At 70.4% G+C, this 12,303-nt stretch carries 11 protein-coding genes; 9 read left to right on the top strand and 2 right to left on the bottom strand.

What is annotated here, in order from left to right; genetic code table 11:
• Window positions 1-192: 192 nt before the first annotated feature.
• Window positions 193-1,767, top strand: a complete 1,575-nt coding sequence (locus D7V93_RS05045) for a peptidylprolyl isomerase (protein WP_120642268.1) — start codon at window positions 193-195, stop codon at window positions 1,765-1,767.
• A gap of 22 nt (window positions 1,768-1,789) precedes the next feature.
• Here the strand turns inward: D7V93_RS05045 and D7V93_RS05040 are convergent, their stop codons facing one another.
• Window positions 1,790-2,881 (bottom strand): GGDEF domain-containing protein, encoded by a 1,092-nt coding sequence (locus tag D7V93_RS05040; RefSeq protein ID WP_120642267.1) that lies wholly within the window; start codon window positions 2,879-2,881, stop codon window positions 1,790-1,792.
• A gap of 60 nt (window positions 2,882-2,941) precedes the next feature.
• On the opposite strand from D7V93_RS05040, the gene D7V93_RS05035 reads away from it, so the two are divergent.
• Entirely contained in the window at window positions 2,942-3,550 is a 609-nt protein-coding gene (locus D7V93_RS05035) for a Maf family protein (protein WP_120642266.1), read from the top strand.
• Complete coding sequence (locus tag D7V93_RS05030) at window positions 3,547-4,218, top strand: YggS family pyridoxal phosphate-dependent enzyme (RefSeq protein WP_120642265.1); 672 nt, start codon at window positions 3,547-3,549, stop codon at window positions 4,216-4,218. Before D7V93_RS05035 ends, D7V93_RS05030 begins: the two co-directional genes overlap by 4 nt.
• Window positions 4,219-4,237: 19 nt before the next feature.
• Here D7V93_RS05030 and D7V93_RS05025 read toward each other — a convergent pair whose 3' ends face one another.
• Complete coding sequence (locus D7V93_RS05025; RefSeq protein ID WP_120642264.1) at window positions 4,238-4,459, bottom strand: hypothetical protein; 222 nt, start codon at window positions 4,457-4,459, stop codon at window positions 4,238-4,240.
• Window positions 4,460-4,769: 310 nt separating this feature from the next.
• On the opposite strand from D7V93_RS05025, the gene D7V93_RS05020 reads away from it, so the two are divergent.
• From D7V93_RS05020 to D7V93_RS04995, 6 genes are all read left to right on the top strand, one after another.
• Window positions 4,770-5,576: a DUF3108 domain-containing protein gene (locus D7V93_RS05020; protein WP_120642263.1), complete on the top strand. Its 807-nt coding sequence runs from the start codon at window positions 4,770-4,772 to the stop codon at window positions 5,574-5,576.
• 24 nt (window positions 5,577-5,600) lie between these two features.
• Entirely contained in the window at window positions 5,601-7,289 is a 1,689-nt protein-coding gene (locus tag D7V93_RS05015) for a DUF4091 domain-containing protein (protein ID WP_341870908.1), read from the top strand.
• A gap of 24 nt (window positions 7,290-7,313) precedes the next feature.
• The gene (locus D7V93_RS05010; RefSeq protein WP_244237117.1) at window positions 7,314-8,282 is read left to right on the top strand and encodes a DUF3108 domain-containing protein; all 969 of its coding nucleotides are present in this window, start codon (window positions 7,314-7,316) and stop codon (window positions 8,280-8,282) included.
• A 120-nt stretch (window positions 8,283-8,402) separates the two neighbouring features.
• Window positions 8,403-9,803 (top strand): hypothetical protein, encoded by a 1,401-nt coding sequence (locus D7V93_RS05005; RefSeq protein WP_244237116.1) that lies wholly within the window; start codon window positions 8,403-8,405, stop codon window positions 9,801-9,803.
• Window positions 9,804-9,859: 56 nt separating this feature from the next.
• On the top strand, window positions 9,860-10,945 hold the full coding sequence (locus tag D7V93_RS05000) for an imelysin family protein (RefSeq protein ID WP_120642262.1): 1,086 nt from the start codon (window positions 9,860-9,862) through the stop codon (window positions 10,943-10,945).
• Between the two features lie 20 nt (window positions 10,946-10,965).
• Window positions 10,966-12,300, top strand: a complete 1,335-nt coding sequence (locus D7V93_RS04995) for a di-heme oxidoreductase family protein (protein ID WP_120642269.1) — start codon at window positions 10,966-10,968, stop codon at window positions 12,298-12,300.
• Window positions 12,301-12,303: the final 3 nt, after the last annotated feature.

Below are 12,303 nucleotides of genomic sequence, written 5' to 3'. Positions count from 1 at the left end.
AAGAGGGGGGAGAGGGGTGGGCTAAACTCTCTGAATCGCTTGCATTTTCCGGTCTGTTGTCCTAGGCAGTCAAGGCCCGGATGAGGGGGGAACGCAGGTCCATCCCCCACCGGCCGGGCTACCAACAACACGGCGCCGCGAGACCTTCCGCAAGGGTGAATCGCGGGCGCTTCCGACCGTGAAGTGACGACAATGGACGGTTTGAATCCCCGGAAGGTCTTCTCCCTCCTGTTCATCATCGGCATCGCCGTGGTGTTCACGCTCCAGTTCGGCCCGGGCAGCAACGGGTTCAGCTACGGCGAAGCGGCCCCCACGGCCGGCGCGGCCGCGGTGGTGAACGGCAAGGAGATCCCCCTGCGCGACTTCAGCCTCGCGTGGTCGCGGCAGATGAGTTTCCTGCGCTCGCAGGGCAGCCCCATCCCGGAGTCGGTCGCCCGCCAGTTCGGCATGGACAAGCAGGTGCTCGACCGCCTGGTGAACGCGGAGCTGCTCGCCCAGTCGGCGGAGCGCCATGGCATCACCCCGTCGGATGAGGAGCTGCGCAAGCTCATCCACCAGAACACGGACTTCCACAACAAGGAGGGCCAGTTCGACTTCACCCGCTACCAGCAGGTGCTGCGCGACTTCTACCGCCGCACGACGCAGGAGTACGAGGACGAGCTGCGCCGCCAGATGGCCGCCCAGAAGATGCTGGACGTGGTGCGCACGGGCGCCGTGGTGTCGGACGACGAGGTCCGCGCGCGCTACGAGAAGGACGGCAACCAGGCGAAGCTGGTGTTCGCCCGCTTCCTGCCCACCATGTTCGCGGACAAGGTCCCGGCGCCCACTCCCGCGCAGCTCGCGGAGTTCCAGAAGGCGCACGAGAAGGAGATCAGCGACTACTACGCCGCCAACAGCTTCGTCTACAACGTGCCCGAGCGCATCCGCGCGCGGCAGATCCTGGTGAAGGTGGCCCCGGACGCCACGCCCGAGCAGAAGGCCCAGGCGAAGGCGAAGGCGGAAGGCCTGCGCAAGGAGCTGGACTCCGGCAAGGACTTCGCGGCGGTGGCGAAGGCCAGCAGCGAGGACGACGCCACGAAGCTCAAGGGCGGCGACCTGGGCTGGGTGGAGCGCAACGCGTGGGAGCCCACGCTGGCCAACGCGGCGTTCGCGCTCAAGGCCGGTGAGGTGACGCAGCCGGTGGAGTCTCCGCTGGGCGTGCACCTGGTGAAGGTGGAGGAGAAGAAGGAGGCGCAGGCCCGGAAGCTGGACGAGGTGAAGGGGGAGATCGCCACCACCCTCTACAAGCAGGACCAGGCCAAGGGGCTCGCGAAGGCGGAGGCCGACAAGGCACTCGCGGCGGTGAAGGGCGGCAAGTCGCTGAAGGAGCTGTTCCCGGTGCCCGCGGGCCAGCAGCCGGCGCTCCTGCGCTTCGAGGCGGAGACGAAGCCCGAGGCGGTGGAGACGGACAGCTTCACCGCGGCGGGTGACTCCGTGCCGCACCTGGGCCCGGCGCCCGGCCTCGTGAAGGCCACCTTCGAGGCCGCAGGCCCCAAGCCGCTGGACGAGGTCTTCACCGTGGGCGAGGCGCACGTCGTCGCGCAGGTGGTGGAGCGGGAGAAGCCGGACACCGCGGGCTTCGACAAGCGCAAGGAGGAGCTGCGCACCCAGGCCCGTCAGGCCAAGCAGATCGAGCTGACGGAGTCCTTCCTCAAGTCGCTGCGCAAGAGCGGCACCGTCGTCACCAACACCGAGGCCATCGACTCGGTGCTGGGCGCCGCGGGGTAGTCCGCCTCACAGCACGCTGTCTTCAGCGGGCGAAGGGGACCTCCGTGGGGGCCTCTTCGCCCGTCGTGCGTTCGGCGACGGCGATGCCGTCACGGCCCTGGCCCTTGGCCGCGTACATGGCGAAGTCCGCCGCGCGGATGAGGTCCGTGGCGGACGTGGCGTGGTCCGGGAAGGACGCCACGCCGACGCTCGCGGTGAGCGACACGTCCAGCCCCTGCTCGCGCAGGAAGCGGTGGCCGCGGAACGCCTCGCAGATGCGCTGGGCGATGACCTGGGCGCCCGCGATGTCCGTTTCGATGAGCATCACCGCGAACTCGTCACCGCCGTAGCGGAAGACGGCGTCCAGGTTGTGGCGGCCCAGGCTGATGAGCACGTCCCCCACCTCCTTGAGCGTCGCGCTGCCCACGAGGTGGCCGTGCCTGTCATTGATGGACTTGAAGTGGTCCAGGTCCAGGAACACGAGCGACAGCGGGTGGCGGAAGCGCGCCGAGCGCTTCACCTCCTGCTCCAGTTGCGCGCGCAGGTGCCGCGCGTTGAAGCAGCCGGTGTGCTCGTCGGTGATGGTGAGCTCCTGCACGCGGCGGAAGTTGCGCGCGTTCTCGATGGCGATGGCCGCGTAGTCCGCGATGGCCGTGAGGGTGGTGAGGTCCTCGGGCGTGAAGGTCGGCTCGGTGGGGCCGTTGACCAGCTCAATCACGCCCAGCACCCGCTCGCGCGCCACCAGGGGCACGGCGAGCAGGGAGCGGGTGTGGAAGGCGGAGGCCTCGTCGAAGCGGGGCGCGAAGCTGGGGTCGCCGCCCACGTCGTGGACGAGCCGCGCGGTGCCGGAGGCGAACACCGCCCCGGCGATGCCTTCCCCGGGGTTGAGCTGCAGGCCCTTGAGCGCTTCAGCGCCCTCGCCCACGGCGATTTCGAAGTACAGCTTCCCGCTGCGCTCGTCTTGGAGGATGAGAGACCAGTTGCGCGGCCTGAGCAGCGCGCTGACCTTCTGCATCACGAGCGTGAGGACTTCGCGCAGCTCCAGTGTGGAGGTCAGCGCCTTGGCCATCTCATTGAAGGCGGCCAGTTGCTCCACTGTCCGCTTCATGGCCGACAGGAGGTCCGCGGGGTTCATCGGGGTGCCCTCTGGAGCGCAAGTCTGCTAAGGCCCGCGAGTCGCGACAGGCACTCGCCCATGGATCCAACCTCTTTGCTCGTTCTCGCCTCCGCATCGCCCCGGCGCAAGGATTTATTGGCCCAACTGGGTCTTCGCTTCACCGTGGCGGCAGCGGATATCGATGAAACGCCGACGGCCGGAGAAATTGCGCGAAACTACGTGCACCGGCTCGCGGTGGAAAAAGCCCGGACCGTGGCCGCCCGCCATCCGGACGCGTGGGTCCTGGCCGCCGACACCACGGTGGCCCTGGGGTCGGACCTGCTGGGCAAGCCCCGGGACGCCCAGGAGGCGCGCGCCATGCTGGGCCAGCTGTCCGGCCGCACGCACGAGGTCTTCACCGGCATCGCGGTCGCGGGCCGCGCCCAGGCCTCCCAGGTGGTCCGCACGCAGGTGACGTTCCGCGCGCTCTCCCAGGAGGAGATCGCCTGGTACGCGGACACGGGCGAGCCCCTGGACAAGGCAGGCGCCTACGCCATCCAGGGCAAGGGCGGCTTCCTCGTCGCCTCCGTGGAGGGCAGCCCCACCAACGTCATCGGCCTGCCGCTGGGCGAGACGCTGGCCCTGCTCGCGCAGGCAGGGGTCCCCCTGCCGTGGCAGGCTCCCCGCCCCTCCGGGAGCCCCGCATGAGCGGCTCCGTGGCGGACAACCTCGCGCGGGTGCGCGAGCGCGTGGCGAAGGCCTGCGCGAGCGCGGGGCGGCCCGAAGCGTCGGTGACGCTGGTGGCGGTGTCCAAGCTCAAGCCCGCGGCGCTCATCCGCGAGGCGTACGCGGCCGGGCAGCGCGACTTCGGGGAGAACTACGCCCAGGAGCTGCGTGACAAGGCCGTGGAGCTCGCGGACCTGGACGGCCTGCGCTGGCACGCCATTGGCGCGCTGCAGACCAACAAGGTGAAGTACGTGGCCCGCGTCGCGCACGCCTTCCACGCGCTGGACCGGCCGGAGATCGCGGCCGAGCTGTCGAAGCGGCGCGAAGGCGCCTCCCCCCTGCCCTGCTACGTGGAGGTGAACCTGGGCGCGGAGGACACCAAGCATGGGCTGGCCCCTGAAGCGCTGGGGGACTTCCTCGTGCAGGTGCGCGCGCTGCCGAACCTCCAGCCGGTGGGGCTGATGGCGCTGCCGCCGCCCACGGACGACGTGGCGCGGATGCGCGAGGGCTTCGCCCTGCTGCGCGAGCTGGCCCGGGCCCATGCGCTGACAGCGCTCTCCATGGGCACCACGCACGACTTCGAGCAGGCCATCCAGGAGGGCGCCACCGTCGTGCGCGTGGGGACCGCCATCTTCGGCGAGCGCCCCTGAGGCGGGGCCCTCCGGGCGCTCAAACCGCCTTGAGCTTGAGCCGGCCCTCGGAGTTGACGCGGGCCAGGAACTCGCAGCCGCAGTAGTTGCAGCGCAGCTCCTCCCCGTCGGTGAACGTGTCGTCCACCGGGTTGTGGGCGTCACAACCGGGACAGTCGAACTCTTTGAAGATGCGGCTGCCGCTGGCGGCGCCGGCCTCCTTCGCGAAGTCGTCGTCGTCGAACTGGAAGTCGTTGGACATGGGCGGTGGCTCCGAAACGGGGCGAGACGAACTCGAACGCTACCAGCCTCCGCCCCATCCCGCTGGGCATGCAGGCGGGCGCGACGAACTGTCGCCCATTTGTCAGCAGCCGGTCCGCGCGTGTACCCCTGGGCCCCCCGCTTTCGTCCAGCAACGGGCCTTCGCTGGAACGCCTGGGGGGCGGCCGGACGGCTTTTGAATGCCCGGAGTGCCGGGCCGTCCCGGAAATGTCCGGTGGTGGGAGCGGTTGCGGTGCACGGTTGGCTTGGGCGGGCCGGCCACCTAACTTGCAAGCAAGGGAGCACACCCGATGCGCAGTCTGTCCAGGTGGGGGTTCACGGCGGCGATGGTCGGACTCATGGGGTCCGCGCTCGCGCACGCCCAGGAGCCCGCCGCGGCGGCGTTCGGCCCGGGTGAGCAGGCCCAGTACCGGGTGAAGTACCTGGGGCTGACGGCGGGCAGCGCGACGGTGACCGTGGGCGCGCCCATGACGCAGTGGGGCCAGAGCGTGTGGCCCATCGTGGCGCTGGCGAAGTCCGACGACCTCGTCGGCGTCTATCCCATCAAGAGCCGCTACGTGTCGTACTGGGACGCCTCGGCCCAGCGGGTGACGGGCAGCGACCTGCACTCGGAGGAGAACCGCAAGCGGCGGCGTCAGCGCATCCAGCTCACGGCGGACAGCAAGAGCGCGAAGGTCATCAAGCAGAAGGAGAGCGACCCGCCGCGCGAGACGAACCACGAGCTGCCCGACGGCACGATGGACATGACGGGCGCGGCGTTCGCGCTGAGGAACAAGGACCTGACGGTGGGCACGACGTACACGTACCCCGTGTTCACCGGCAGCAGGCATTTCACGATGAGCGCCACGGTGGAGGGCCGCGAGACGCTGACCACCCCGATGGGCTCCCGCGACACCTTCCGCGTGCGCGTGCACACCGAGTTCGGCGGCAACCTGGAGTCCAAGCGGGACCTGGTCGCGCACTTCACCACGGACCCCCGCCACGTGCCGGTGCGCATGGAGGCGGACTTCGCGCTGGGCGCCATGGTGGTGGAGATGACGGACTACAAGCCGGGCCGCGCGGTGGCGGTGGCCCGCGCGGACAATTCGGGCGACTGAGGTCGTCCACCAGCAGGGGAAGGCATGGCCATGGGCGTGGTGGGTTGGGCGTGGGCGGTGGCGGTGCTTTCGGCCGCGCCGGGTGGACCGACGGTGGTGTCGCCCCTGGTGAAGGTGCGCCCAGACGCGACGCCGAAGGGCGCGGCCCAGGCCCGCCTGAGCGTGGCGCGCGGCGAGTGCGAGGCCACGCAGGTGGTGCTTCCCCGGGGCGTCACCCGGGTGACGATGAAGCCCCTGGCCCTCAAGGGGCCGGGCGCGCCACTCACCGTGGACGCGTGGCGCGAGGCGTACCTGGACGTGAAGACGCCGTCCAACGGCCAGGGGAAGACGGGCCCGTGGCCGGACGCACTCGTGCCGCTGTCGGCGCCCGGCAATCCCCAGCACCCCACGGTCGTCTACGTGGAGGTGTGCGTGCCGCTGAAGCAGGCCGCGGGCACCTATACCGGGAGCCTGAGCGCGGCGGCGGACGGCAAGGACCTGCCCGCGGTGCCGTTCACCGTGGAGGTGCAGCCGTTCGAAATCCCGGCCACGTCGTCGCTGCCCAACAGCTTCGGCATCTCGCTCTACAGCATCGCGAAGGGGCACGGCATCGCGGCCGACTCCGCGGAGGCGAAAGCGCTGCTGCGCGCGTACGGCAAGGCGCTCCTGGAGCACCGGGTGAGCGCGCACGGCATGGGCATGGACCCGCCGCCGGTGAAGTTCCAGGACGGCCGCGCGGTGCTGGACTGGACCGCGTACGACGCGGAGCTTGGGCCCTTCCTCGACGGCAGCCTGCTGCCCTCCGGCGCGCGCTTCACCACGACCGACGTGCGCGACAACAAGAAGGCCTCCACGGACGCGGAGAAGACGGCGTACTACCGCGCCTTCCAGCAGCACTTCGCGGACAAGGGCTGGCCCACGCAGCTCTTCTTCTACGCCAAGGACGAACCCAAGCCGGAGGACGTGCCGCTGGTGAAGGCGCAGTCCCAGCGCGTGCGCGCCGCGGGCCGCATCCCGGTGCTCGTCACCTCGCCGTTGGATCCGGCGCTCCAGGGCTCGGCGGACATCCTCACGCCCACGCTCAACTGCTTCTACCCGCGCGAGGGCCCGCAGACGTGCCGCGCGGTGGCGAACACCGCGACGGTGCGCACGCGCCTGCCGCCGCGCGCGAAGGTGTGGTGGTACCAGAGCTGCAACTCGCACGGCTGTACCGGCGGCCCGCCCCCGGACGCGGCGCTGGACCGGGCCTACAGCGACTGGGCCTCGTACATGGTGGACGCCCCCGCCCCGCTCAACCGGGCCATGGGCGTGCTGGCCTTCTCCAGCGGCGTGGACGGCGAGCTCTATTTCGACACCGTCTTCGCCTACAACACGAAGAAGGATGTCTGGACGGACCTCTTCGAGTTCGGCGGCAACGGCGACGGCACCCTCTTCTACCCGGGCACGCCCGCGAAGCTGGGGGGCAGCGAGCACCAGCCGGTGCTGTCGCTGCGGCTGAAGCACCTCCGTGACGGGTTGGAGGACTACGAATACCTGCGCCTGCTCACGACGCTGGGCGACGGCGACTTCGCCCGGGCGGCGGCGAAGCGGCTGGCCCGCTCGGGCCACGAAATCACCCGCGACCCGGCGGAGTGGGAGCAGGTGCGCCAGGAAGTGACGGCGCGGCTCGTGAAGCGCCAGGCGTCTGAACAAGCGAAGCGCTCCGGACGTCGGACTTCCGGGGGCACCCCGTAGTCACTCCCCCTGGGAGAAAGCAGAATGAGCTCCATGCGCACCCTCGTCGCGGCCTGCCTCGCCTTCAGCGCCGTCAGCGCCACTCCCGCCCGGGCCCAGCAGGCCCCCTCCTTCACCATGCCCTCCGTCCTGCGGGCCCAGACGGACCCGTCCGACGCCGGGACGTCCGCCGAACCCGCCGGCAACACCGGGGACGCGATGGCCCCCGCGCCGCCCAACGAGCCCGCCGTCGCGGTGAAGCCATGCGACCAGGGCCTGCCCACGCTGCGCACGCCGCTCGCGTTCAAGCCCGGGGAGCTGCTGGAGTTCGACCTGGACGCCATGGGCGCCAAGGCGGGCAAGCTCACCATGCGCGTGCAGCGTCCCGCCAACGGCGCGCTGCCGGTGCTGGTGGAGGCGCAGACCAACACCCTGTTCTCCAAGGTGCGCCGGGTGCGCGGCAGCGCGGTGAGCTACCTGCACCCGCGCACGCTGCGCCCCTCGCGCTACACCGAGGACGCGGTGGAGAACGAGCAGCGCCGCAAGGTGAACGTGGACTTCGGAGCGCAGGACCGCTCCGTCAAGGTGGACTACCAGTTCGGGGACAGGCCCAAGGGCCAGTTCAACTACACGTTCGACAAGGACGGCCTGGACGTGGCGGGCGCCATCTACCTCATCCGCCAGCTGCCCCTGAAGAAGGACCTGCCGGTGTGCTTCGACGTGTACGGCATCCGCCGCATGTGGCGCCTGACGGCCACCGTGGTGGAGCGCGAGCACGTGTCGCTGCCCCTGGGCGAGTTCGAGGCCTGGCACCTGGCCGGCACCGCCGTGCGCCTGGACCGGCCGTCCCAGACGCGCGACGTGCACGTCTGGATCACCGACGACGCGCGCCGCCTGCCGCTGGCCGCCGTGGGCGCCATCGACCTGGGCGCCGTGCGCCTCACCCTGTCCGGCGTCACCCGCCCCGGCGAAAAGCCCCTGGAGGCGCAGGGCAAGGAAGACCTCAAGTGGTGACGCGGGGCTGAAGCCCCGTCCCCGGCCCGCGCCCCCTCCCGGAGCGCGGGCTTTTGCTTGCCCCTCAAATGATATTGGTTTGCAAAATCAAAAACCTGGGCGTAGGGTGCGCGCCGCTCGATGCGCCCCCACCTCCTGAACCCGCTCCTGACGCTGCTGTTCACCCCCCTGTTCCTGCTGCCGCTGGCGGCCCGTGCGCAGTCCTACCGGGCCCATGACGAAGGCCGGTCGCGCCGCGGGCGCTTCATGGACGAGTCGCGCATCGGGGAGCCGGACAAGAACGAAGTCATCACGGTGGGCAGCAAGCCGAAGCTGGACCTGGACGTGAACGCCTACGCGGACCTCCAGTTCGCGTACTTCAACTACGGGGAGAACCAGAACCGGGCGAACGGGGCGCAGAAGGACTCGCGGCTCGTCTTCGACACGACGCGCCTGGTGCTGGAGCTGGAAGCGGGGCTGCCGGAGTACGGCATCGAGGCCGAGTTCGAGGTGGAGTTCGAGCACGGCGGCACGGGCGTGTCGATGGAGTTGGAGTACGAGGAGTTCGGCGAGTTCGACACCGAGGTGGAGAAGGGTGGCGAGGCGCTGGTGGAGGAGCTGTACCTGACGAAGAAGCTGGGCCATCAGTTGGAGCTGTCGGTGGGCCGCTTCTACGTCGCGGTGGGCACCCTCTTCGCGGACTACCGGCCCACGGACTACCTGGGCACCATCCGCTCCGAGGCGGAGACGCGGCTCATCCCCAATACGTGGAACGACATGGGGATGCAGCTGCGGTGGGACAGCCCCTGGGGCGTCCGACTCACCGGGCAGGTGGTGAACGGGCTGGACTCCACGGCCTTCAACTCGAATCAGTGGGTGGCCAGGGGCCTGCAGAAGCGCTTCGAGCTGGTGCGCGCGTCGGACCTGGCGGCGGTGCTGCGCGCGGACGTGAAGCGCTTTCCCGGCTTCGTCTTCGGCGTGTCCGCCTACTACGGCGGCACCACGCGCAACCGCCCCAAGCCGGACCTGCTGAAGCAGTGCGATGACGCGAACCCGAACGTGGTGGCGCCGTGCGGCTACGTGAGCGCGCCGCTGTTCGTGACGGACGCGCACCTGTCGGTGGACCGGGGCGGCTGGCGGGCACATGCGATGGTGATGTACGGCCACCTGGGCAACGCCGCGGCGGTGTCCGCGCGCAACGCGCGCCTGTCCAACCTGCTCAACGTGCTGCGCACGCCGGTGTCAGACAACGCGCTCTCCGCGTGGGGCGAGCTTGGCTACAACATCGCGCCGGCGCTGGGCCTGGACGGCAACCACCGGCTGGAGCCGTACGTCCGCATCGACTACATGGATTCGCAGTTCAAGCCTCGCGAGGAGCTGTTCGACAACCCGCGCTTCGAGCGCACTGTCTACACCGTGGGCACCAGCTACACGCTCGCGGGCCTCGCCGTCATCAAGCTCGACTTCGCACAGCGCCGCATGGGCTCGTCCGCCTTCCGCCCGGAGAACACGCTCCGGATGTCGACGGGCTTCGTCTACTGACGGCCTTCCCAAGCTGATTGAAACGCCGTTGCAGAAAAGTCTTGAAAGGAATCCCCATGTTCTCCCGTTCCCTGAAGCTCTCCCTGCTGGTGGGTGGCGCGCTGCTGCTGGGCGCCTGCGATGACGACGACGGTGGCAACACCCACCTGGACTCGCTGGATCAGCAGCTGGTCATCAACTTCGCGGACGCGGTGGTGGTGCCCACCTACAACCAGCTCGCCACGCGCATGGTGGAGCTGGACGCGGCGGCGCGGGCGCTCCGGAACGCCCCCAGCGCGGCGACGCTGAAGGCGGCGCAGGACGCGTGGTTCGCGGCGCGCGTGCCGTGGGAGCAGAGCGAGTCGTTCCTCTTCGGGCCGGTGGACAGCAAGGGGTGGGACCCCGCGATGGACAGCTGGCCGGTGAACCGCACGGACCTGGATGAGGTGCTCGGCAACGGCGACACGCTGAGCCAGCAGTACGTGAGCGCGCTGGATCCGACGCAGAAGGGCTACCACACGACGGAGTACCTGCTCTTCGGCGAAGGCCAGGCGAAGAAGCCCGAGGACTTCACCGCGCGCCAGTTCGAGTACCTCACCGCGCTCACCGCGGAGCTGAAGACGGTGTCCGCGAACCTGGCGGCCTCGTGGACCACGGGCGTGGACGGGCAGCCCCCGTACCGCGACGTGCTGGCCACGGCTGGCGACGCCGGCAACGCCATCTACCCCACGGTGGAGTCGGCCGCGCAGGAGATGCTGGGCGGCGTGCTGGTCATCCTCGACGAGGTGGCCAACGGGAAGATCGCCGACCCGTACGACGCGAAGGATGCGAACCTGGTGGAGAGCCAGTTCGCGCTCAACTCGCTGTCCGACTTCACCAACAACCTGCGCAGCGCGGAGAACGTCTACCTGGGCCACCTCTCCGGGCAGGGCGCCAAGGGGCTGTCCATGTCGGACGTGGTGAAGGAGCGCGACGCGGCGTTGGACACGCGCGTGAAGGCGGAGCTGGCGGCGGCCATCGCGGCGCTGGGCCGGGTGCCGGAGCCGTTCCCGGTCTCCATCAAGGACCCGGCCTCCGCGGATGAAATCGAGGGGGCGCAGGAGGCCATCAAGAAGCTGCACGACACCTTCCAGAACGAAGTCAAGGCTGTCATCCTGCCCTGATGCGTGAGCGGGGGAGCGCGATGCGACGAGCCTTGGGACTCGGGGCGCTGTTGTGGCTCGTGGGCTGCGGCGACGCCGGGCCCGAGGCCCCGGAGCCCCCGCCGCGCGCGGGCGGCGGCACCACCATCGACGACCGCACGTCGCGGGCGTTCGCGTATGCCGCCCCCAACCTCAGCGCCGAACACGAGGAGCTGCACCGCGAGGGCGACGCCGCCTTCGCGGCCCTCTTCGTCCCCGGCCCCGCCCCGGTGAACCCGGGGTTGGGGCCCGCGTTCAACAACAACTCGTGCAACGGCTGCCACCTGCGCAACGGCCGGGGCATGCCGGTGATGGGAGGCGGCCCGCAGCGCACGCAGCTCCTCGTGCGCGTGAGCCTGCCCGAGGGCACGCCGGACCATCCCCACGGCGCGGTGCCCGTGCCGGGGTTCGGCTTCCAGATTCAAGACCAGGCCGTCTACGGCGCCTCGCCCGAGGCCCGCGTGACGCTCTCCTGGGAGGAGCGTCCGAACGCGTACGCGGACGGCACCGCGTACAGCCTGCGCTCGCCGCGCGTCGCCATCGTGCTGCCGGACGGGTCGTCACCGCCGCCGGACATGCGGACATCGCTGCGCCTGCCGCCGCCGGTGGTGGGCCTGGGGCTCCTGGAGGCGGTGGACGTGGCCACGCTGCGGGCGCTCGAGGACCCCACCGACGCGAACGGCGATGGCGTGTCCGGGCGGCTGAACACCGTGTGGGACGTGCAGGCCCGCGCGCTCGTGCCGGGCCGCTTCGGTTGGAAGGCGAACAGCCCCAACCTCCAGCAGCAGTCGGCGGAGGCATACTTCAACGACATGGGGATTTCGAATCCCCTCTTCCCGGACGCGGACGGCACCTTCGAGCTGCCCCGGACGACGCTGGACGCGGCGGTCTTCTACGCCCAGTCGCTGGGGGTGCCGGCGCGCACGGCGCTGGACGACGCGACGGTGAAGCACGGCGAGGCGGAGTTCCGGGACCTGGGCTGCGCCACCTGCCACCGTGAAGCGCTGGAGACAGGCGAGCACCCGGTGACGGAGCTGTCCCACCAGCGCATCCACCCGTACACGGACCTGCTGCTGCACGACCTGGGGCCGGGCCTGGCCGACGGGAGGCCGGATGGGGACGCCACCGGCACCGAGTGGCGCACCGCGCCCCTGTGGGGCCTGGGCCTGACGCAGACCATCCTCCCGTACTCGGCGTGGCTGCACGATGGACGGGCGCGCACGCTGGAAGAGGCCATCCTGTGGCACGGCGGCGAGGCGGAGCGGGCCCGTGAGGGCTTCCGCAACCTGTCCGCCAGCGACCGGGCCGCGCTGGTGCGCTTCCTCCAGTCGCTGTAGCGA

The sequence above is a fragment of the Corallococcus llansteffanensis genome (assembly GCF_003612055.1).
In the GTDB taxonomy this organism is placed as follows: domain Bacteria; phylum Myxococcota; class Myxococcia; order Myxococcales; family Myxococcaceae; genus Corallococcus; species Corallococcus llansteffanensis.
The sequence above is the reverse complement of the archived record's forward strand: the minus strand, read 5'-3'. Positions and strand labels throughout refer to the sequence as shown.

Coding starts and splice junctions, on each gene's coding strand:
- D7V93_RS05035 (WP_120642266.1), top strand. CDS start 2,942: ATGGATCCAACCTCTTTGCTCGTTCTCGCCTCCGCATCGCCCCGGCGC.
- D7V93_RS05000 (WP_120642262.1), top strand. CDS start 9,860: ATGTTCTCCCGTTCCCTGAAGCTCTCCCTGCTGGTGGGTGGCGCGCTG.
- D7V93_RS05005 (WP_244237116.1), top strand. CDS start 8,403: ATGCGCCCCCACCTCCTGAACCCGCTCCTGACGCTGCTGTTCACCCCC.
- D7V93_RS05010 (WP_244237117.1), top strand. CDS start 7,314: ATGAGCTCCATGCGCACCCTCGTCGCGGCCTGCCTCGCCTTCAGCGCC.
- D7V93_RS04995 (WP_120642269.1), top strand. CDS start 10,966: ATGCGACGAGCCTTGGGACTCGGGGCGCTGTTGTGGCTCGTGGGCTGC.
- D7V93_RS05025 (WP_120642264.1), bottom strand. CDS start 4,459: ATGTCCAACGACTTCCAGTTCGACGACGACGACTTCGCGAAGGAGGCC.
- D7V93_RS05030 (WP_120642265.1), top strand. CDS start 3,547: ATGAGCGGCTCCGTGGCGGACAACCTCGCGCGGGTGCGCGAGCGCGTG.
- D7V93_RS05045 (WP_120642268.1), top strand. CDS start 193: ATGGACGGTTTGAATCCCCGGAAGGTCTTCTCCCTCCTGTTCATCATC.
- D7V93_RS05015 (WP_341870908.1), top strand. CDS start 5,601: ATGGCCATGGGCGTGGTGGGTTGGGCGTGGGCGGTGGCGGTGCTTTCG.
- D7V93_RS05040 (WP_120642267.1), bottom strand. CDS start 2,881: ATGAACCCCGCGGACCTCCTGTCGGCCATGAAGCGGACAGTGGAGCAA.
- D7V93_RS05020 (WP_120642263.1), top strand. CDS start 4,770: ATGCGCAGTCTGTCCAGGTGGGGGTTCACGGCGGCGATGGTCGGACTC.